This is a genomic window from Catellatospora sichuanensis, assembly GCF_007483665.1.
GTDB lineage: Bacteria > Actinomycetota > Actinomycetes > Mycobacteriales > Micromonosporaceae > Catellatospora > Catellatospora sichuanensis.
Genome location: NZ_VIQO01000010.1, coordinates 304,604 through 325,757 on the forward strand (window position 1 = coordinate 304,604; position 21,154 = coordinate 325,757).

A 21,154-nucleotide genomic window follows, 5' to 3' on the forward strand; every position below is an offset into this window, starting at 1 on the left:
AGCATACGAGATGGAACGCTTACGGGGACACCCGAGCGGGGCCGTGTCCATACACAGTGGACACGGCCCCGCTCGGGGGCGGCGGCTCAGCCCATCCAGGAGAAGACGGCGGGGTCGGGGCCGATGCGGCCGCCGTTGTCCAAAGTGGCGATCGCGGCCATGTCCTCGTCGTCGAGAGTGAAGTCGAAGACCGCGATGTTCTCGGCGATCCGCGACGGGGTCACCGACTTGGGGATGACCACGTTGCCCAGCTGCAGGTGCCAGCGCAGCACCACCTGTGCCGTCGTCTTGCCGTGCTTGGCCGCGACCCGGGCCAGCACGGGGTCGTCGAGCAGGCCCTTGCCCTGGCCCAGCGGGCTCCACGCCTCGGTCGCGATGTCGTGCACCGCGTGCAGCTTGCGCAGCTCCTCCTGCGGGAACCGCGGGTGCAGCTCGATCTGGTTGACCGCGGGCACCACGTCGAACTCGTCGAGCAGGCGGCTCATCGTCTGCACGGTGAAGTTGGACACGCCGATGGCGCGCACCCGCTTGTCGGCGTACAGCTTCTCCAGCGCGCGCCAGGCCTGGGTGTAAAGGTCCTGGGACGGCACCGGCCAGTGGATCAGGTACAGGTCCAGATAGTCGAGGCCGAGTTTGGCCATGCTCTCGTCGAAGGCGCGCAGGGCCTTGTCGTACTCGTGCTCGGTGTTCCACAGCTTCGTGGTGACGAACAGCTGCTCGCGGGGCAGCCCACTGGCGCGCAGCGCCCGGCCCACGCCCTGCTCGTTGAAGTACATCTTGGCGGTGTCGATGCTGCGGTAGCCCGACTCCAGCGCCGTGGTCACGGCCTTCTCCGCCGTGTCGTCGTCGACCTGCCACACGCCGAATCCGAGCTGGGGCATCGCTACGCCGTTGTTGAGGGTCACCTCAGGAACGATCATGCATCCATTCTTCCAGTGCCGCGGCCGCTCGTCGCGGCAGTCGGCTCGGCGCGGATCGGTGAATCGACGCGCGCCGTGCCGCCCGGGTCGGCGTGGCAGTGACCCCTTGCGATGGAAGCGCTCCCATGCAAGACTGATCCAGATTCGCGACCGGGAGCCATCGTCGCGCGACACGGCACGTCAGGGCATGGATGCGCCGAAGCGGCACCGCCGTCCTCAGTGACGGTTCGCCAAAAGGTTTCCCGCCGGGACGTGGTCCCGGCACATTCGCGAGGAGATCGTCTTGTTGTACCCACTGCGGCGTTCCCGCCCCAGTCTGCTGCGGCGCGTCGGCGCCGTCGCCACGGCGGCGCTTGTCGCCGCCGGAGGCCTGATGGTGGCGGCGAGCCCGGCCCAGGCCGCAGTCGCCTGCGAGGTCGTCTACACCGCCAACCCCTGGACCGAAGCCCCCGGCTCCGGCGGCTTCACCGCCAACCTCACCCTCAAGAACCTCGGTGACCCGTGGACGAGCTGGACGCTCGGCTTCACGCTGCCCTCCGGGCAGACCGTCACCCTGCCCGGCTGGTCGGCGAACTTCACCGCCTCCGGCCAGAACATCACCGCCACCAACCTGAACTACAACGGCAACGTGCCGACCAACGGGTCCACCGGCATCGGCTTCAACGGCCGCTGGAGCGGCACGTACTCGTCGCCGAACGCGTTCACGATCAACGGGACGGCGTGCACCGGGGCCAACCCGGCGCCGACGGTGGGCATCACCGCGCCGGCCAACAACACCCACTACACCGCCCCGGCGGCGTTCACCATCGCGGCGAGCGCGGCGGACACCTCGCCGGGGACCGTGTCGAAGGTGGAGTTCTACCGCGACGGGCTGCTGCTCGGCTCGGACACCGCGGCCCCGTACACCTGGGACGTCTCGGCGCTGCCGGTGGGCACCTACGTGTTCCAGGCGAAGGCGACCGACAACGGCGGCGCGACCGCGACCGCGAACACCACCGTCGTGGTGGACGCCTCCGTCGCGCCGAAGGTGCTGGTCAACGGTGCCGGCACGGCGGCGGTCAGCGTGCCCGAGGGCGGCACGAACACGTTCAAGGTGAAGCTGTCGGCCGCGCCGTCGGCCAACCTGACCGTGGCCGTGGCCCGCACCGCCGGTGACACCGACGTGTCGGTGTCGACCGGTGCGACGCTGACGTTCAGCACGACCAACTGGGGCACCGAGCAGACCGTCACCCTGGCGGCTGCGCAGGACGCGGACAACGCCTCCGGCTCGGCGACCGTCACCGCCAGCGCCACCGGGTACGACCCCGGCGTGGTCACCGCGACCGAGGCCGACGACGAGGTCAACGTCTACACCCAGCGCTTCATCGAGCAGTACAACAAGATCAAGAACACTGCCAACGGGTACTTCTCACCCGAGGGCGTGCCGTACCACTCGATCGAGACGCTGATCGTCGAGGCGCCCGACTACGGCCACGAGACCACCAGCGAGGCGTTCTCCTACTGGCTGTGGCTGGAGGCCTACTACGGCCGGTTCACCCAGGACTGGACCAGGTTCAACCAGGCCTGGACGGTGATGGAGCAGTACATCATCCCGTCGGCCGCCGATCAGCCCAACGCGGGCGTCGCCGGCACCCCGCAGTACGCGGCCGAGCACCTCACCCCGGCCAACTACCCCTCGCAGCTGCAGCCCAGCGTGCCGGTCGGCACCGACCCGCTGCGCAGCGAGCTGACCAGCACCTACGGCAACGGCAGCATCTACGGCATGCACTGGCTGCTCGACGTCGACAACAAGTACGGCTTCGGCCGGTGCGGCAACGGGACCACCCGCCCGGCGTACATCAACACCTTCCAGCGCGGGCCGCAGGAGTCGGTGTGGGAGACCATCCCGCAGCCGAGCTGTGACAACCTCAACCACGGCGGCACCAACGGCTACCTGGACCTCTACGTCAAGGAGGCCAGCGCCCCCGCGGCGCAGTGGAAGTACACCAACGCGCCGGACGCCGACGCCCGCGCCATCGAGGCGGCCTACTGGGCGCTGACCTGGGCCACCGAGCAGGGCAAGCAGTCGCAGATCGCGTCGACGCTGACCAAGGCGGCGAAGATGGGCGACTACCTGCGCTACGCCATGTTCGACAAGTACTTCAAGAAGATCGGCAACTGCGTCGGCGCGACCACCTGCGCCGCGGGCACCGGCCGTGACTCGATGCACTACCTGATGTCCTGGTACTACGCCTGGGGCGGCGGTCTCACGTCGGCCTGGTCGTGGCGCATCGGCTCCAGCTTCAACCACTTCGGCTACCAGAACCCGATGGCGGCGTACGCGCTGGCCAACGTCAACGAGCTGAAGCCGCAGTCGCCGACCGCGAACGCGGACTGGACCAACAGCTTCAACCGGCAGCTCGAGTTCTACCAGTGGCTGCAGTCGGCCGAGGGCGGCATCGCCGGCGGCGCGACCAACAGCTGGGCCGGCTCGTACGCCACGCCGCCCGCGAACACGCCCACCTTCTACGGCATGTTCTACGACGAGAAGCCGGTCTACCACGACCCGCCGTCGAACCAGTGGTTCGGCATGCAGGTCTGGTCGATGGGCCGCATCGCCGAGCTGTACTACGCCACCGGCAACGCCAAGGCCAAGGCGCTGCTGGACAAGTGGGTGCCGTGGGCCGTCGCCAACACCACGGTCAGCGGCACGAACTTCGCCGTCCCGTCCGAGCTGGGCTGGTCCGGCGCGCCCGCGACCTGGAACCCGTCGAGCCCGGCCGCCAACACCGGCCTGCACGTCACGGTGACCAGCACCGGCCAGGACGTCGGCGTCGCCGCGTCGCTGGCCCGCACCCTGCTGTTCTACGCCGCCAAGTCGGGCAACGCCGCGGCGAAGACCACCGGCAAGGGCATCATCGACGCGCTGTACGCCAGGGCCGAGAGCAAGGGCGTCTCCACGACGGAGACCCGCGGCGACTACTCGCGGTTCGACGACGGCTACAACGCCACCACCGGTCAGGGCATCTACGTCCCGTCCGGCTGGACCGGGGACATGCCCAACGGCGACATCATCACCGCCGGCAAGTCGTTCCTCGACATCCGGTCCTGGTACAAGCAGGACCCGGACTGGGCCAAGGTGCAGGCGCACCTGGACGGCGGCCCCGCGCCGAGCTTCAACTACCACCGGTTCTGGGCACAGAGCGACGTGGCGATGGCCTTCGCCGACTTCGCCGCCCTGTTCCCCAACGGCTGACCCCGGTCGGCACAGCGTGACGCGGCGGGCACCCTTCCCGGGTGCCCGCCGCCCATTTCCGCGAGACTTCTGGAGACCTGCCGACGTTAACCCGGACTTTGGCGGTGCAGTTTCGGGGAAACTGTTCCTTCGCCGGTCCGGATTCCTGCAGTTTCCCTGAAAATGCAGGGAAGCCGAGTCAGGCGCCGGCGGCCGGCGCGACGCGGCGGGCGATGGTGTGCAGGGCGAGCAGGACGTAGCCGACCAGGAGCGGGGCGGTGACCGGCAGGATGGAGCCGATCAGGAAGGCGATCCCGATGACGCCGGCGCAGGTGACGATCAGCGCCGGGCGGGACAGCGCGGCGCGCAGGGCCCGGCGGTAGGTGTACCCCCGGCCCAGGAACGGGATCGCCAGCGCGATCAGGCCGATCAGCGCCACCGCCGCGACGGCTGTGACGCCCAGCAGCACTTCGCCGCCGGGGACCACACCCCGGCGCAGCCAGAAGATGTTCAGGGTGACCAGCAGTGCCGCGGCCAGCACGGCGAGGGTGGCCAGCAGCCCGGGCAGCAGCCGCCGGCCGAAGGAGCGGAGCAGGTCGCGGGGGCCGGGCCAGCGGCCGTCAGTGAAGCGCAGGTGCACCGCTTCGGCCCCGGCGGCGACGGCGGCGCCGGTCGTCACGACCGGCACCGCCGCGACGGTCACCACGATGCCGACCAGGGCGAGGTCGGCCGCGTCACGCAGGGTGTCGCGCCAGTCCGTGGTGGTCGTCGCCGTCATGTGTCAGCCCTTCAGTCCGCTGGTGTTGATGCCCTGGACCAGGAAGCGCTGGAATCCGAGGAAGAACAGGAACACCGGAAGCAGGGACAGTACCGACATCGCCAGCATCGGGCCGATCGAGGTCTGGCCGCTGGAGTCGATGAACAGCCGCAGCGCCACCGGCACGGTGTAGCTGGGCACGCTGGGCAGGTAGACCAGCTGGGTGAAGAAGTCGTTCCAGGTCCAGATGAAGGAGAAGATCGCCGTCGTGATCAGGGCAGGTCGCGACAGCGGGAGGATGACGTGCCAGAACGTACGGTATGGGTCACATCCGTCGATCTTGGCGGCGTCGTCGAGCTCGCGGGGGATGCCCCGCATGAACTGGACCATGAGGAAGATGAAGAAGGCCTCCGTGGCCAGCAGCTTCGGCAGGATCAGCGGCAGCGGGGTGTCGATCCAGCCGAACTCGCTGAACAGCACGTACTGCGGGACGATCAGCACGTGGCCGGGCAGCAGCAACGTCGCGATCATGAGCGCGAAGTAGCCCTTGCGGCCCCAGAACCGCAGCCGCGCGAAGGCGTACGCGGTGACCAGGCAGGACGCCGCGTTCGCCACCACCGTGGCCAGTGAGATCACGATGCTGTTCCAGAAGAACCGGCCGAAGCTGACGCCGGGGATGTAGTCCCAGCCGTCGGAGTAGTTCGACCAGGTCAGCTCCTCGGGCCAGACGGAGAGGTTGCTGGTCACCTCGGTGGGCGACTTCAGCGACGAGCCCAGCACCCAGATCAGCGGGTAGAGCACGATCGCCAGCACGCCGAGCAGGGCCAGCACCCGCACCCAGCCACGTACGCGGGCCATCAGTTCTCTCCGTCCGAGTAGTGCACCCAGAACTTGCCGGTGCTGAAGAAGATGATCGTGATCAAGCCGATCGCCGCCAGGAAGATCCAGGCCAGCGCCGAGGCGTAGCCCATCTGGAAGTCGGTGAAGGCCTTGTCGTAGATGTGCAGGGTGTAGAGCTTCGTGGCGCCCAGCGGGCCGCCGGTGCCGTTGCTGATGACGAAGGCCGAGGTGAAGCCCTGGAAGCCGTTGATCGTCTCCAGCAGCAGGTTGAAGAAGATGACCGGCGACAGCATCGGCAGCGTGATGTGGAAGAACTGCCTACGCTTGCTGGCCCCGTCGACCTGTGCGGCCTCGTAGAGCTCGGTGGGCACCTGCTTGAGGCCGGCCAGGAAGATGACCATCGGTGCGCCGAACTGCCAGATCGTGAGCACCATCAGCGTGGACAGCGCCCAGTCCGGGTCGTTGATCCAGTTGTTGCCCTCGATGCCGAACAGGCTCAGGCCGGCGTTGAACGCGCCTTCGCGGTTGAACATGGCGACCCAGACCAGGGCCAGCGCCACCGAGCCGCCGAGCAGCGACGGCAGGTAGAACATGCCGCGGAACAGGCCGACGCCGCGGCGTTCCTTATTGAGCAGCAGGGCCACGCCCAGCGAGGCGGCCAGCTTCAGCGGGATCGCGATCAGGCCGAAGGTGAGGGTGACCCGCACCGACTGCCAGAAGGTCGGGTCCAGGGTGAAGATCTTCGTGTAGTTGTCGAAGCCGACCCACTCCACGAACTCCCAGCTCGACAGGACGTCGTAGTTGGTGAAGCTCAGGTAGAGCGAGAGCAGCATGGGGAATGCGGTGATCGCCATCAGGCCGATCAGCCACGGCGAGAGGAAGACATAGCCCGCCAGGCCCTCGGAGCGGCGGGCGGCGTAGTTCTTGCGCCGGCCGCGCGTCCGCGGCGGCGCTGCCGCCGGAACCGGGAGGGCCGGACGGGAGGCCGTGGTGAGTGCCACGCGCGGTCCCCTTCCAGGAACGAGATCGAAGTGCTGCGGAAATGGAGCGGGCCCGGCCCCGGCCCGGGATCGGCCGGGCCGGGCCCGCGTCCGCCGGCGGATGATCCCGGCAGCCCGCCTGTACCGCGGGCCGCCGGGGGACAACCACCGGCGTCAGGTCACGCCAGAGCGGCGGTGGCCTCGGTGAAGAACTGCTTGGCCGCGGCCTCGGGGGTCTGCTTGCCGTACGACACCGTCTCGGCGATGTCGCGCAGCGTGTTGCGCAGGCCGCTGTGGCCCTTCGGCGGCGGCGCGGGGGCCGGGCCGAACTTCGGCGTGATCTCGTTCTCGAAGGCGACGGTGTCCTTCATCTTCTGGTCGGTCAGCCCGTCGGAGACGGACTTGCGCACGTCGAGGTTGTTCGGCAGGCCCCGGTCCACGCCCAGGATCTTGCCGGCCTCCGGGTCGTTGACCAGGAAGTTGATGATGTCGGCCACCACGTCGGGCGCCTTGGTGGTACGCGAGGCCGCCCAGTAGGTGGACGCGCGCGCCCACTGACCCTTCGGGTCGCCCGGGTATGCCGTCATGCCCAGGTCGTTCTTGGTGGCCTTCTGCATCTCGGAGAGCTGGTTGGACCACATGAAGGACACGGCGGCCTTCTTGGTGACCACGAGCTGGGTCGCCACGCTGCCGGTGACCGCCTCGTGGCAGACGTCGGCCGGCGGGGTCGCGTTCTTGGCCCGGGCGTCCACCCAGAGCTGGAACCAGGCGACCAGGTCCGCCTCACTGAAGGCGATCTTGGGGCCGTTGTAGAACTCCTTGCCCTGGGCACGCAGCCAGAGCCACAGCGCCTTGTAGTCCGAACTCGGGTCCATCAGGCCCCAGTACTTGCCGCCGGACTTGGTGGTGATGCCGGCGCCCCAGGTGATGATCTGGTCGTACGACCAGCCGACCTGCGGTGCCTCGACGCCCAGCTCGGCCAGCTTCGTCTTGTCGAAGATGATGGCCGGGGTGTTCTCGCCGGTGGCGATGGCCACCTGCTTGCCGCCGAGCTGCCCGTACTTGGTGAGGCTCTCGGGGTGCTTCGACACGTCGATCTTCTTGTTCGCCGTGTACTTGGACAGGTCCAGGGTGACGTTGCGGCCGGCGTACTCGGCCAGGCCGTTGTCGTCGATCTGGAAGATGTCCGGCGCGTTGCCACCCGCCGAGATCGTGGCGAGCTTGTCGTAGTAGCCGGTGAACGCCTGCCAGGTCGGCGTGATGGTGATGTTCGGGTGCTTGGTCATGTAGAGCTTCAGCGCCTCTTCGGTCAGCTTGGCGCGGGCCTCGCCGCCCCACCAGAAGAAGGAGACGGTGTGCTTGGCGTTCGGGTCGACCGACGGCTCCTCCTCGCCGCCGCAGGCGGCCAGCAGGCCGGCCGCGGGAACGGCGATGGCCGTTCCGGCGAGCATGCGCAGCAGGTGGCGGCGATTCCAACCGGCCGCCGGCAGGCTACCGTTGTGCTGCGTCGGCTCGTCGGCCGGCGCGGGTGTCGCTGGGTGCATAGCTTTCACTCCCTGCTCTCGGAAGCGACACCGTCAAGAGGCGGCAGTTGCCGCCTACCCGGGCCCGCAGTGCGATGCGGGCCCGGGCCTGACGAGTCGCGGATGACCAACTCGGTCTGAAGCGTTACCAGTGCGGTGGTGCGGCGGTCGTCGCCATGCTGGAGCAGCATGTCGACGGCCGCCCGTCCGGCGGCCGCCGTGGGGGTGGCCACCGTCGTCAGCATGGGGCGGGTGCGGCGGCTCAGCGCGGTGTCGTCTATTCCGACGACACTGATCTGATCCGGCACCTTGACCCCGCGGTGGTCGAGAGCGTCGATCAGGCCGACGGCCATGAGGTCGTTGTATGCGAGCACGGCGCTGACGCCGGCTCGCAGCACGGCCTCGGCCTGTGCCGATCCGCTCTCCTCGGTGGGTGCGTTGGGCCCGAGGACCACCAGCTCGGCCCCGGCGGTGCGGGCGGCGAGGGTGGACGCGCGGCGGATCTCGCGGTTGGTCCAGGACCCGCGCGGGCCGCCCAGCAGGGCGATCTCGCGGTGCCCGAGGCCGACCAGGTGCTCGACCGCGAGCCGGGCGCCCTGTGCGACGTCCATCACGACCGCGGGCAGGCCGGGAACCGGCCTGTTGACCACGACCAGCGGGACCTCGCGGGACAGCTGCTCGATCTGGGTGTTGCTCATGCGGGGGCTGCACAGCAGCACCCCGTCCACCTGCTTGGCCAGTGCGAGCACCAGCTCCTCCTCGACACCGGGGTCCTCGTTGGTGTCGGCGACGAAGACGTGGTAGTCGCGGCCGCGGGCATGACTCTCCGCCGCTTTGATCAGCGGCGGGAAGAAGGGGTTGGCGATGTCCGCCACGATCAGCCCGATGTTGTGCGTGCGCCCGGTGATCAGCGCGCGGGCCGCCCGGTTGGGCCGGTATCCCAGCACTTCCGCCGCAGCGAGCACGTGTGCCCGGGTCTCGGCGTTTACCAACTGCGGTGCGCTGAACGCGCGGGACACGGTGGAGACGTGCACGCCACTGGCCTTGGCGACATCGCGGATAGTGGCCGGCACCTGCACTCCTTTGTGTACACGCGATCCTGTGTTGGCTATCACGGTGGTGACCCATTAATGCAAACGGTTGCGACCGTGTCAACGGTCGAAGATGTCGATCTGGTTTCGACAGTGGACCTTGGCGGTGCCGGCACTAGGAAATATCATGACAATCAAGGCGGATTCCGGGGCAACCATTGACGCGATCGGGGCGCGATGGTTAGTTCTGCTGCAAACGTTTGTAGTCGCATGAGGCCCAGGAGGCCGGATGACCACGCGGTACGCGATCGTGGGGACCGGGGCTCGAGCGCAGATGTTCGCCCAAGCTCTGAACAAGCACGGCGAACTTGTCGCACTAGCCGACGTCAACCCCGCTCGGATCGCCGCTCAGCAGCGCCGCCTGCAGGCGGCGGGCGCCCCGCCCGCCGTGGCCTACGACGCCGGCGACGTGCCGGCGATGCTGGCCAAGGAACGCGTCGACACCCTCGTGGTGTGCAGCGTCGACGCCACGCACGACGAGTACATCGTCGCCGCGCTGGACGCCGGGTGCTCGGTGGTGACGGAGAAGCCGATGACCGTGGACGTGCCGAAGTGCCGGCGCATCCTGGAGGCGGTGAAGCGCAACGACGGCAAGGTCGGGGTCGCCTTCAACTACCGCTTCCACCCGGTGCACGAGCAGGTCCGCACGCTGCTGGCCGAGGGCGCGATCGGCGAGATCGGCTCGGTGCACTTCGAGTGGCTGCTCGACGTGCGCCACGGCGCGGACTACTTCCGCCGCTGGCACCGCGACCGGGCCAACTCCGGCGGGCTGCTGGTGCACAAGGCGACGCACCACTTCGACCTGGTCAACTGGTGGCTGAACAGCACCCCGGTGCGGGTCACCGCCGAGGGCCGGCTGTTCCTGTACGGCGAGAACGGCGCCCGCCACGGCTACGCCCGCGACTACGCTCGCGCCCACGGCGCCGCGGCTGCGGCGGGCGACCCGTTCGCGCTGCACCTGGCCGACAACCCGAACCTGGCCGAGCTCTACCTCGACGCCGAGGCGCACGACGGCTACCACCGCGACGTCAACGTGTTCGCGCCCGGCACCGACATCGAGGACGACATGGCCGTGCTGGTGCGCTACGCCAGCGGCGCGACCATGTCGTACCACCTCACCGCGTATGCGCCATGGGAGGGTTACCGGATCGCCTTCAACGGCAGCCGCGGCCGCCTCGAACTCGACATCGTCGAGTCCGACCACGTCGCACCCGGGGTGGCCGGCGCGGTCAAGGGCCACTCGGCCGCGCTGCACGGCGTGGAGGCGGCGGCCGAGAGCGGCAGCGTCTCGCTGCGGCTGCGCCGGTACTGGGAGAAGCCGGTCGAGGTGCCGGTGGCGGCATACGACCGGCAGGGCCACGGCGGCGCGGACGTGCGGATGACCGGGGTGCTCTTCGGCGGCGACGCCGACCCGCTGCACCGGTCGGCGACGGCGCTCGACGGCGCGCGCTCGCTGCTGACCGGACTGGCCGCGAACGCGTCGATCGCCTCCGGGCGCAGCGTGGACGTGGCGCAACTGCTCGACATCTCGGAATGGGAGTGATGGCGTGGACGACCTGCTGTTCCCGGCGGAGGCGCGCACCCGGGCGATCGCCCGGGAGCTCTACACGCACGCGCGGAACCTGCCGCTGATCAGCCCGCACGGTCACGTCGATCCCGGCCTCCTCGCCGAGGACGCGCCGTTCCCGGACCCGGCCCGGCTCATCATCGTGCCCGACCACTACGTGACGCGCATGCTGCTCAGCCAGGGCGTTACGCCCGACCGGCTGGGCGTGCCGCGCGTCGACGGCGGCCCGATCGAGACCGACCCGCGGGCCATCTGGCGCACCTTCGCGCAGCACTGGCACCTGTTCCGGGGCACGCCGTCGCGGCTGTGGCTGGAGCAGACCTTCAAGACCGTGTTCGACATCGAGACGCCGTTCGGGCCGCAGACCGCCGACCGGGTGTACGACGAACTGGCCGCGCGCCTGGAGCAGCCGGAATACCGGCCGCGGGCGCTGTTCGGCAAGTTCAACCTGGAGGTGCTGGCCACCACCGAGTCGCCGCTGGACGACCTGTCCCGCCACGCCAAACTGGCCGCGGACGGCTGGGGCGGCCCCGGCGGGCGCGTGATCACCACGTTCCGTCCGGACGACCTGGTCGACATGGACTGGCCCGACTGGGCCGCCCGGGTGGTCCGGCTCGGGGAGATCACCGGCCTCGACACGAGCATCTACGACGGTTACCTCGCCGCGCTGCGGCAGCGGCGGCTCGACTTCATCGCCGCGGGCGCGACCTGCTCCGACCACGGGCACCCGACCGCGGCGACCGGCGAGCTCGCCCCCGTGGACGCGCAGGCCCTGTTCGAGCGGGTGCTGCGGGACGGTCTGGCCGTGACGCCCGACGGCACGCCGGTGACGGAAGGGTCGCCCGCCACACCCGCGGAGGCCGAGGCGTTCCGGGCGCACATGCTGATGCAGTTCGCCCGGATGTCGTTGGACGACGGCCTGGTCATGCAGCTGCACCCGGGCTCGTCGCGCAACCACAACGCGGCGCTGTTCCGCACGCACGGCCGCGACGTGGGCGGGGACATCCCGGTGGCCACCGAGTACACCAACGCGCTGCGGCCGCTGCTGGACGAGTTCGGCCACGACCCGCGGTTCCGGGTCGTCGTCTACACGCTGGACGAGTACACCTTCACCCGCGAGCTGGCCCCGCTGGCCGGCGGCTACCCGGCGATGTTCGTCGGCGCGCCGTGGTGGTTCCTCGACGCGCCGGAGGCACTGCGCCGCTGGCGCGAGGGGGTCACCGAGACCGCGGGCTTCTACAACACCGCCGGATTCGTCGACGACACCCGCGCCTACTGCTCCATCCCGGTGCGCCACGACGTGGCCCGCCGGGTGGACGCGGGCTTCCTCGCGCGCCTGGTCGCCGAGCACCGCCTCGGCCTCGACGAGGCCGCGGAGACCATCGCCGACCTGGCTTACCACCTGCCCAAGAAGATCTTCCGAGTAGGACAGTCATGAAAATCATCGACGCCAAGGTGCACGACGTACGCTTCCCGACCGCCGCCGCGGGCGACGGCTCGGACGCGATCAACCGCGGGGACTACAGCGCCGCGTACGTCGAGCTGCACACTGAGTCCGGCCTGTTCGGCGCGGGCTTCACCTTCACCAACGGCCGCGGCAACGAGATCGCCTGCGCGGCGATCGAGGCGCTGGCACACCACGTGGTCGGCCGGACGCTGGAGGAGATCTTCGCGGAGCCGGTGGCATTCTGGCGCTCGCTGAGCGCCGACGTGCAGCTGCGCTGGCTGGGCCCGGAGAAGGGCGTCATCCACATGGCGACCGGCGCGCTGGTCAACGCGGTGTGGGACCTGCGGGCCAAGGCCGAGGGCAAGCCGATGTGGCGCCTGCTGGCCGAGATGCCGGCCGAGGAGCTGGTCGCCAGCGTCGACTTCCACCACATCACCGACGCGATCACCCCGGCCGAGGCGCTGGAGCTGCTGCGCCAGGACGAGGGCTACGCCGAGCGGCTGGCCGTGCTGGAGCGCGACGGCTTCCCGTCGTACACCACGTCGGTGGGCTGGCTGGGTTACCCCGACGAGCAGGTGCGCGAGCTGACCCGGGCGGCGTACGCCCAGGGCTGGCGGGCGATGAAGATGAAGGTCGGCGGCCCGATCGAGGACGACATCCGCCGCGCGCGGCTCATTCGCGAGGAGATCGGCCCCGACGCGCTGCTGATGATGGACGCGAACCAGGTCTGGGACGTCGACGAGGCGATCGCGAACATGGCGGTGCTGGCCGAGGTGAACCCGTACTGGATCGAGGAGCCCACGCACGCCGACGACGTGCTCGGGCACGCGGCCGTGGCCCGGTCGGTGAACCCGATCCGGGTCGCCACCGGCGAGGTCGCCGCGAACCGGGTCATCTTCAAGCAGCTCATGCAGGCCGATGCGATCCAGGTGTGCCAGATCGACGCGTGCCGGGTCGGCGGCGTCAACGAGGTGCTGTCGATCCTGCTGATGGCCGCCAAGTTCGGCGTGCCGGTGTGCCCGCACGCGGGCGGCGTCGGGCTGTGCGAGTACGTGCAGCACCTGTCGATCTTCGACTACCTGCGGCTCGGGCGTTCGCTCGACGGCCGGATGGTGGAGTACGTCGCCCACCTGCACGAGCACTTCGAGGACCCGATCAACGTGGTCGGCGGCCGCTACCGGCTGCCCACCCAGCCGGGTTACTCGGTGACGCTCAAGCCGGAGTCGATCGCCGAGTTCTCCTTCCCGGACGGCCCGACATGGCGATGACGGTCCCCGCGACCCGGCTCGGCCGAGCGACGCTGTCGCGGCTGCCCGCCGACAGCCGCCCGGCCGTGCTGCCGGGCGAGGCCCGCAGCGGCGTGCTGCACCTGGGACTGGGCGCGTTCTTCCGCGCCCACCAGGCCGTCTACATCGAGGCGGCGATGGCTGCGCGCGGTGGCGACTGGGGCATCGTGGCCGTCGCGCCGCGTTCGCGGGACGTGCTGGAGGCGCTGCGCGCGCAGGACCACCTCTACAGCGTGGTCACGCTGGACGCGGCGGCCGAGCGCGCCCGGGTGATGGGCGCGCTCAACGGCACGGTGCACGCCGCGAGCGATCCCGACGCCGTGGTCGGCCTGCTGGCCGACCCGGCGATCCGGGTGGTGACGCTGACGGTGACGGAGAAGGCGTACGCGCCGGACGCGGCCGTGCCCCGGCTGCTGGTGGACGGGCTGATCGCCCGCGCCCGCGCGGACACCGGCCCGATCACCCTGCTCAGCTGCGACAACCTGCCGTCCAACGGCGTCGTGCTGGGCAACCTGCTGGGCGGCATGATCCCGGCCGAGCTGCGCGACTGGTACGACGTGTCCGTGCGCTGCCCGTCGAGCATGGTGGACCGGATCGTCCCGGCCACCACAGCGGGCACGCTCGCCTCGGCCGAGCGCTGCCTGGGCGCCAGGGACCTGGCCGCGGTCGCCGCGGAGCCGTTCAGCCAGTGGGTCATCGAGGACGACTTCGCCGGCGCGCATCCCGACTGGGTGGCGGGGGGCGCGGTGCTCACCGGCGACGTCACCCCGTGGGAGCACCTCAAGTTGCGCGCCCTCAACGGTGTGCACAGTGCGATGGCCTACCTGGGCGCGCTGGCCGGCTGTGAGAGCATCGCCGACGCGTTGGCCCTGCCCGGCATGGCCGACCTGCTGCGCCGTTACGTCGCCACCGAGGTCGCGGCCTCGATGACGCCCCCGGACGGGGTCACCGTCGCGGGTTACGGCGACGCGGCGCTGGAGCGCTTCGCCAACGCCCGGCTCGGGCACCGCTGCCTCCAGGTCGCCATGGACGGCACCCAGAAGCTGCCGCAGCGGGTGCTGTCGGTGCTGAACACGGTCGCCGATCCGGCACTGGCCACGCTGATCCTGGCTGCCTGGGCCCGGTTCGCCGAAGGGACCGGCGATGCCGGGCAGGCGCTGTCGCTGGACGATCCGCTGGCCGCGCGCGTGCGTGCCGACCTGAGCACCGAAACCCTGTTCGGCCCCGGTGGCGTGCTCGAGGTGCCGGATCCGGCCCGACGCCGCATGATCGAGGCGTGGCGCACCGCGCTTGCCACCCACGGTGCGGCGGACGTGGTCCGGACGGCGTTGCGGTGATGACGGACCGAGGGAGGGCATCGTGACGGCCACGTCGGTGGCGCTGATCGGCGCGAACGGGCATGGGATGCACCACCGTCGGCATCTCGCGGAGTTCGCCGAACGGGGTCTGGTCCGGCTGGTGGCGCTCGCCGACACCCGGCCGGTGATGGACCCGCCGGAGGGTGTGCCGGTCTACACCGACCACGCGGCGCTGCTTGCCGAGACCAAGCCCGAGGTGGTCATCGTGTGCACGCCGCCGCACACGCACCTGGCGCTGACCCGCGACGCGCTGCACGCGGGCGCGGACGTGCTGCTGGAGAAGCCGCCCGTGCTCGACCGGGCGGAGCACGACGCGCTGCTGGCCGAGCAGGACGCGACCGGCCGCGTGGTGCAGGTCGGCTTCCAGTCGCTGGCCTCGCCGGCCCTGGCGCGGCTGCGCGCGGCGGTCGCCGCGGGCGAGCTCGGCACCGTACGGCAGGTCTCGGTGCTGGGCTGCTGGCGCCGCGACGACGCGTACTGGTCCCGTTCGCCCTGGTCCGGGAGGCGCACCGTGAACGGCCGGCCGTCGCTGGACGGCGCGCTGGCCAACCCGTTCGCGCACGCCGTGATGCAGGCGCTGGCGGTGCTGGACGCGCCGGTGATCCGGGTCGAGGTGGACTGGCTGCGGGTGCGCCCGATCGAGGTCGAGGACACCGCGACGCTGCGCATCACGCTGGCGGGCGGGGCGCAGGTGCTGGTCGCGGTGACGCTGGCGGGAGAGGAGCACGTCGACGGTGACCTCACCGTGTACGGTGACCGCGGCGTCGCCGAGCTGACCTTCCGCGAGGACCTGCTGCGGCTGCCCGCCGACTCGGCGGCGGTGCTGGTCGAAGGACGGCAGTCGCTGCTGGAGAACCTGCTGGCGTACCGCACGTCGGGGGCTCCGCTGCTGTCCGGGCTGGCCCGGACGGCCTCGTTCACCACGGTCATCGAGCAGTTGCGGGTGGCCCGACCGCCGTATCAGGTCGCCCCGGAGGCGCTGGCGACCGACGGCGGGCACCGCACGCTGGTCGGCGTGAACGCGGTATTGCGTCGTTGCGCCGCTGAGGGGGCCCTGATGAACGAGCTTTCCACGCCGTGGAGTGCAAACGGTCCGGACAGGACTGCAAACAGCTGAACAAGCGCGGCAAGACCCTTTTGAATAGCCGCTGCATCCAGCTCTTTAGGGAGCTGGAGCAGGGGATACTGTGCATTAATCACTGCAACAAAGCTGCTATCGCAATCCATTGACTTCACTGTCGCCGTTTTCCTATGTTCCTGATTAGGTAACACATCGGATACATATGGAGAGCGCGATGCGAATGCGAGACAGTGTGGTCGGTCGCCGCCGGCTCCGGCGGGCAGCCGTCGGATCCGGCCTCGGCGTCCTGTTGCTGCTGACGGGCGCGTCGCCCGCAGCGGCGACCGGCGACCCCAGCGGCCCCGGCTGGTGGGCGCAGCAGCTCGCCCGCCAGCCGCTCGCGGCGAACGACGGCTGGGCCGCCTCCGGTGCCGGCACCACGGGCGGTTCGGCCGCCGACGCCGCCCACGTGTTCGTGGCGCACAACCGCGACGAGCTGGCCGCGGCGCTGACCGGCACGGAGCCGAAGATCGTCTTCGTCGAGGGCGTCATCGACGGCCTGAAGACCGCCGACGGCACCGCCCTGAGCTGCTCGGACCTCGCCGACCCGGGTTACACGCTGGAGAGCTACCTGGCCGCGTACGACCCGGCCGTCTGGGGCCGCGCCACCGACCCGAGCGGCCCGATCGAGCAGGCCCGGGTCCGCTCGGTGGCCAACCAGCGGGCCCGTACCGAGCTGAAGGTCGGCCCGAACACCACGATCCTCGGGCTGGGCGACGCCACGCTGCGCCACCTCACCCTGATGATCGACGGCGGCAACAACGTGATCGTCCGCAACCTCAACTTCGAGGACGCCGCCGACTGCTTCCCGCGCTGGCGGCCCACCGACGGCGCCGAGGGCAACTGGAACTCCGAGTACGACCTGGTCTCGGTGCGCCGGTCGACGAACGTGTGGATCGACCACAACACCTTCAGCGACGGTGACAACCCCGACAGCAACCAGCCGGTGTACTTCGGCCGTCCGTGGCAGGTGCACGACGGCGCGTGCGACATCACGCACACCTCGGACCTGGTCACCGTGTCGGCGAACGTGTTCACCCACCACGACAAGACCATGCTCATCGGCTCCTCGGACACGGTCGGCCCGGACGTCGGCAAGCTGCGGGTCACCCTGCGGCACAACGTGTTCGACGGGGTCGGCCAGCGTGCGCCGCGGGTGCGGTTCGGCCAGGTCGACGTGTACAACAACGCGTTCCGCATCGCGGAGTTCTACGACTACAGCGTCGGCCTGGGCATCCAGTCCGCGGTGTACCTGGAGAACAACTCTTTCACGCTGACCGACGGCATCACCGCCGACCGGGTGCTGAAGGACTGGAAGGGCACCGCCGTCACCGAGCTCGGCAGCTGGGGCAGGGTCGGCAACGGCCGTCCCGGGCCGCTGAACCTGCTCGCGACGTACAACGCGGTCAACGACCCGGACTTCGGTGCCGACGCCGGCTGGAAGCCCACCCTGCGCGCGTACCAGCCGCTGCCCGGCTGGGCGGTGCCGCTGGCCACGATGCTGTCCGGCGCCGGAAAGCTCGGCGCCCGCTGACCCGGTGCCCGGCGGTCGGTCCCTGCCCGGCCGCCGGGCCCCGTAAGCCCTCGGTCCCGCTCACCGATGGCGTACAGAGCTCCCGCACCCTGGTGGCGCCCTCCGGCACACCCGTGCCGGACCACCGGGTGCGGTTCCTCCCAAGGAGGTACCGCTCATGTCCATCTCCATGCGCGCGGCTCCACGGCGTCGCAGACTGGTCGCGGCGTCAGGCGCGGGCTTTACGGCCCTCGTCCTGGCGCTCGGGGCAACCTGGTTCGGCGGCACCGCGTACGCGGCGACGCTGTTCTCGGACAACTTCGAAGACGGCAACTCCACCGGCTGGTCCAAGTCCGGTGGCAGCTGGGCGGTGGTGGCCGACGGCAGTCAGGCCTACCGGCAGACCAGCACCGGGGCCGATGCCAAGGCGCAGGCCGGCTCGACCTGGACCGGCCAGTCGGTCTCGGCCCGGGTCAAGCCGATCGCGTTCGGCAACTCATCGCGCTCGGTCGGCGTGGCCGCCCGGCTGCAGAGCCTGTCCAACTACTACTCGCTGGTGCTGACCGGTTCCGGCACCGTGCAGCTGCGCCGCGTCTCCGGCGGCGGCGTCACCACATTGGCCACCGCGGCCGTCCCGGTGTCGCCCGGCACCTGGTACACGCTACGGCTGGACGCGTTCGGCTCGGCGCTGACCGGCTTCGTCAATGGCGCACAGGTGGCCTCGGCCACCGACGGCACCTTCTCCTCCGGCAAGATCGGCCTGATGGCGTCGTACGCCAGCGCCTCGTTCGACGACGTGACCGTGTCCGACACGGCCGGGCCGGGCACGCCCAGCAGCCCACCGCCGACCCCGACGGGGTCCGCGCCCCCGCCCTCGCCGAGCAGCTCCCCGCCGCCACCCGGCACCTGCAACACCGGCGGTGCCCCGGTCGGCTTCGCGGCCGTGAACGCCTGGGGCCGCAACGGCACTACCGGCGGCGCGGGCGGCCCGACCATCGAGGTCGACACCGCCGCCGAGCTGATCGCGGCGATCGCGCAGACCGGCCCGCTGAACATCTGCGTCAAGGGGCTCATCACGGTCCCGGCGGGCATGTACAACGTCAGCTCGCACAAGTCGATCATCGGCGTCGGCTCCGGTTCCGGCATCTCCGGCGGCGGCTTCAACATCGGTCTGACCATCGACGACGCGATCACCTCCCCGCCCGCGAACGCGGTGCAGAACGTGATCATCCGCAACATGATGTTCCGCAACGCCAGCGACGACTCGATCAACGTCCAGATGTTCTCGCACCACATCTGGCTCGACCACAACGACCTGGCCCAGGGCTACGACGGCCTGATCGACGTCAAGCGCGGCTCGTCGTACGTGACCATCTCGTGGAACCACACCCACCACCACGCCAAGAACATGCTGCTGGGCCGCGACGACGCCGACGACCTGCAGGACACCGGCCGGTTGAAGGTCAGCTACCACCACAACTGGTTCGACGAGACCCCGCAGCGCAACCCGCGCGTGCGCTACGGCGAGCCGGTGCACATCTACAACAACTACTACTTCCACAACACCGACGTCGGCGTGGCCTGCCAGACCGACGCCGGCTGCGTGGTCGAGGGCAACTACTTCGAGAGCGTCGAGGAGCCCATCTCGAACAGCTACGCAGGTCCGGGCGGTCGCTGCGTGGCACGCAACAACATCTACACCGGCAACGAGCCCGGCGCCCCCGACTGCTCCGGCACCGTCGAGGAGCCCAGCGCCTACTACGGCTACGTGCTGGACAACCCTGCCGACGTCAAGGCCATCGTGATGGCCGGCGCCGGTGTCGGAAAGATCTGAGGAGGATCTTCCATGCGAAACGCGTACAGCCCGGGCGCGCACCGCGCCAGGCGAGCCGGTCTGGTGACCGCCGCCACCACTGCAGCACTGGCCGTCGTGATGACGGCCCTGATGAACCTGACCGGCGGCGTCGCCATGGCCGCGACGCTGTTCTCCGACAACTTCAACAGCGGGTCGGCCACCGGCTGGTCCAAGTCCGGCGGTGACTGGTCCGTGGTCACCGACGGCACGGGCACGTTCCAGCAGAGCAAGGTCGACAGCGAGCTGGCCCGCCAGTTCGCGGGCAGCACCTCGTGGACCAACTACACGGTCACGGCGCGGGTGAAGCCGACCGGCTTCTCCGGCTCGGGCCGCTACGCCGCGCTCGGCGCGCGCTCCACCGGCTCGTCGACCCGCTACCAGCTGGCGCTGCTCAACTCCGGGCGGGCCGAGCTGCAGGCGGTCAACGGCAGCAGCGTCACCGTCATCGGCGGCGTGAACCTGACCGTGAGCACCGGCACCTGGTACACCCTGCAGATCACGGCCAGCGGATCCACGCTGACCGGCTGGGTAAACGGCTCGCAGGTCGCCTCGGGCACGAACACCCAGTTCGGCGCGGGTCGGATCGTGCTGGTGACGTCGTACGCCACCGCCCGGTTCGACGACGTCGTGGTCTCCGACGCGGCAGGCCCGGCCCCGACCACCGGCGGCCCGCAGCCGTCGGCGTCGTCGTCGGCGTCACCGCGGCCCCCGTCCCCCTCCCCGTCCGTGCCGAGCAGCCCGCAGCCGCCGGCCGGCGGCCTGGTCGGCTGGGCGACGGTGAACGGCTCCACCAGCGGTGGCGCGGGAGGCAGCACGGTCAACGTGACCAGCGCGTCCCAGTTCCTCAGCGAGATCAACTCGTCGGGTACGAAGACCATCACGTTCTCCGGCACCTTCAACATCAGCGGCATGAACCGGGTCGCCTCGAACAAGACGATCCTGGGTGTCGGCTCCAGCGCCGCGCTCGTCGGCGGCGGCCTGACGCTGAGCAACGTCTCCAACGTCATCATCCGGAACGTCAACTTCCGGAACTGGGACGACGACGCGATCAACGTCGAGACCAGCTCGCACCACGTGTGGATCGACCACAACAGCCTGACCAACGGCTACGACGGCGCGATCGACATCAAGCGCGGCTCGGACTACATCACGGTCTCCTGGAACCGGATCTACGGCCACGACAAGAGCATGCTGCTCGGCCACAGTGACGACAACGGCAGCCAGGACATCGGCCACCTGCGCGTCACGTACCACCACAACTGGTTCGACGGCTCCGGCACCCGCCACCCCCGCGTGCGCTTCGGCAACCCGGTGCACGTCTACAACAACTACTACAACGGCAACGAGTACGGCGTCGCCTCCACCTGCGGCGCGGGTGTGCTGGTCGAGGGCAACTACTTCGAGAACGTCGAGGAGCCGACCGCGGTCGGCTACGCCGACTCTCCCGTGGGCGCCATCGTCCAGCGCAACAACTACTTCGTCGGCTCCGGCAGCCCCGCCAGCGGCGGCGGCTCCGTCAACAGCATCCCCTACTCCTACACCCTCCAGACGGCGTCCTCGATCAAGTCGATCGTGACGTCCGGCGCCGGCACCGGCCGCATCTGATGGGAAGGGCACCTTCACAACGCTGAGCGTTGTGAAGGTGCCCTTCCCATCTCCGCACCACCCTGACCTGCCCGCCGG

The 21,154-nt window shown here is 70.0% G+C and carries 15 protein-coding genes; 9 read left to right on the forward strand and 6 right to left on the reverse strand.

From position 1 onward, the window contains the following. Positions 1-86: 86 nt before the first annotated feature. Positions 87-920, reverse strand: a complete 834-nt coding sequence (locus FLL47_RS21380; RefSeq protein ID WP_144122302.1) for an aldo/keto reductase — start codon at positions 918-920, stop codon at positions 87-89. Positions 921-1,293: 373 nt separating this feature from the next. On the opposite strand from FLL47_RS21380, the gene FLL47_RS21385 reads away from it, so the two are divergent. Then, entirely contained in the window at positions 1,294-4,155 is a 2,862-nt protein-coding gene (locus FLL47_RS21385) for a glycoside hydrolase family 48 protein (RefSeq protein ID WP_144122388.1), read from the forward strand. Between the two features lie 178 nt (positions 4,156-4,333). Here the strand turns inward: FLL47_RS21385 and FLL47_RS21390 are convergent, their stop codons facing one another. From FLL47_RS21390 to FLL47_RS21410, 5 genes are all read right to left on the reverse strand, one after another. Continuing rightward, positions 4,334-4,912, reverse strand: coding sequence for a hypothetical protein (locus tag FLL47_RS21390; RefSeq protein ID WP_144122303.1), 579 nt, complete (start codon positions 4,910-4,912; stop codon positions 4,334-4,336). 3 nt (positions 4,913-4,915) lie between these two features. Beyond that, on the reverse strand, positions 4,916-5,749 hold the full coding sequence (locus tag FLL47_RS21395; protein WP_144122304.1) for a carbohydrate ABC transporter permease: 834 nt from the start codon (positions 5,747-5,749) through the stop codon (positions 4,916-4,918). Next, a complete protein-coding gene (locus tag FLL47_RS21400) occupies positions 5,749-6,732 on the reverse strand; it encodes a carbohydrate ABC transporter permease (RefSeq protein WP_425457740.1) in 984 nt (327 codons plus the stop codon). The genes FLL47_RS21395 and FLL47_RS21400 overlap by 1 nt, the downstream gene beginning before the upstream one ends. A gap of 158 nt (positions 6,733-6,890) precedes the next feature. Then, a complete protein-coding gene (locus FLL47_RS21405) occupies positions 6,891-8,255 on the reverse strand; it encodes an ABC transporter substrate-binding protein (RefSeq protein ID WP_246158349.1) in 1,365 nt (454 codons plus the stop codon). A 5-nt stretch (positions 8,256-8,260) separates the two neighbouring features. After that, entirely contained in the window at positions 8,261-9,307 is a 1,047-nt protein-coding gene (locus tag FLL47_RS21410; RefSeq protein WP_144122305.1) for a LacI family DNA-binding transcriptional regulator, read from the reverse strand. 247 nt (positions 9,308-9,554) lie between these two features. On the opposite strand from FLL47_RS21410, the gene FLL47_RS21415 reads away from it, so the two are divergent. The 8 genes from FLL47_RS21415 to FLL47_RS21450 all read left to right on the forward strand — a co-directional run bounded on the left by FLL47_RS21415 (position 9,555) and on the right by FLL47_RS21450 (position 21,076). Further along, positions 9,555-10,868, forward strand: coding sequence for a Gfo/Idh/MocA family protein (locus FLL47_RS21415; protein WP_144122306.1), 1,314 nt, complete (start codon positions 9,555-9,557; stop codon positions 10,866-10,868). A gap of 4 nt (positions 10,869-10,872) precedes the next feature. Beyond that, the gene (gene uxaC / locus FLL47_RS21420) at positions 10,873-12,330 is read left to right on the forward strand and encodes a glucuronate isomerase (RefSeq protein ID WP_144122307.1); all 1,458 of its coding nucleotides are present in this window, start codon (positions 10,873-10,875) and stop codon (positions 12,328-12,330) included. After that, positions 12,327-13,607, forward strand: a complete 1,281-nt coding sequence (locus FLL47_RS21425) for an enolase C-terminal domain-like protein (protein WP_144122308.1) — start codon at positions 12,327-12,329, stop codon at positions 13,605-13,607. Before uxaC ends, FLL47_RS21425 begins: the two co-directional genes overlap by 4 nt. Then, a complete protein-coding gene (locus FLL47_RS21430; protein WP_144122309.1) occupies positions 13,598-14,962 on the forward strand; it encodes a mannitol dehydrogenase family protein in 1,365 nt (454 codons plus the stop codon). The genes FLL47_RS21425 and FLL47_RS21430 overlap by 10 nt, the downstream gene beginning before the upstream one ends. A 22-nt stretch (positions 14,963-14,984) precedes the next feature. Then, positions 14,985-16,100, forward strand: a complete 1,116-nt coding sequence (locus FLL47_RS21435; protein WP_246158352.1) for a Gfo/Idh/MocA family protein — start codon at positions 14,985-14,987, stop codon at positions 16,098-16,100. A 178-nt stretch (positions 16,101-16,278) separates the two neighbouring features. Next, positions 16,279-17,637, forward strand: a complete 1,359-nt coding sequence (locus FLL47_RS21440) for a pectate lyase family protein (protein ID WP_246158356.1) — start codon at positions 16,279-16,281, stop codon at positions 17,635-17,637. Between the two features lie 157 nt (positions 17,638-17,794). Continuing rightward, positions 17,795-19,450 (forward strand): pectate lyase family protein, encoded by a 1,656-nt coding sequence (locus tag FLL47_RS21445; protein WP_281286739.1) that lies wholly within the window; start codon positions 17,795-17,797, stop codon positions 19,448-19,450. 12 nt (positions 19,451-19,462) lie between these two features. Further along, complete coding sequence (locus FLL47_RS21450; RefSeq protein ID WP_246158358.1) at positions 19,463-21,076, forward strand: pectate lyase family protein; 1,614 nt, start codon at positions 19,463-19,465, stop codon at positions 21,074-21,076. Positions 21,077-21,154 lie beyond the last annotated feature (78 nt).

Bases quoted from the DNA above. Each gene is read 5' to 3' on its own strand.
- FLL47_RS21415 (WP_144122306.1), top strand. From the start codon at position 9,555: ATGACCACGCGGTACGCGATCGTGGGGACCGGGGCTCGAGCGCAGATG.
- FLL47_RS21445 (WP_281286739.1), top strand. From the start codon at position 17,795: ATGTCCATCTCCATGCGCGCGGCTCCACGGCGTCGCAGACTGGTCGCG.
- FLL47_RS21430 (WP_144122309.1), top strand. From the start codon at position 13,598: ATGGCGATGACGGTCCCCGCGACCCGGCTCGGCCGAGCGACGCTGTCG.
- FLL47_RS21390 (WP_144122303.1), bottom strand. From the start codon at position 4,912: ATGACGGCGACGACCACCACGGACTGGCGCGACACCCTGCGTGACGCG.
- FLL47_RS21425 (WP_144122308.1), top strand. From the start codon at position 12,327: ATGAAAATCATCGACGCCAAGGTGCACGACGTACGCTTCCCGACCGCC.
- FLL47_RS21380 (WP_144122302.1), bottom strand. From the start codon at position 920: ATGATCGTTCCTGAGGTGACCCTCAACAACGGCGTAGCGATGCCCCAG.
- FLL47_RS21385 (WP_144122388.1), top strand. From the start codon at position 1,294: ATGGTGGCGGCGAGCCCGGCCCAGGCCGCAGTCGCCTGCGAGGTCGTC.
- FLL47_RS21450 (WP_246158358.1), top strand. From the start codon at position 19,463: ATGCGAAACGCGTACAGCCCGGGCGCGCACCGCGCCAGGCGAGCCGGT.
- FLL47_RS21395 (WP_144122304.1), bottom strand. From the start codon at position 5,749: ATGGCCCGCGTACGTGGCTGGGTGCGGGTGCTGGCCCTGCTCGGCGTG.
- FLL47_RS21440 (WP_246158356.1), top strand. From the start codon at position 16,279: ATGCGAATGCGAGACAGTGTGGTCGGTCGCCGCCGGCTCCGGCGGGCA.
- FLL47_RS21405 (WP_246158349.1), bottom strand. From the start codon at position 8,255: ATGCACCCAGCGACACCCGCGCCGGCCGACGAGCCGACGCAGCACAAC.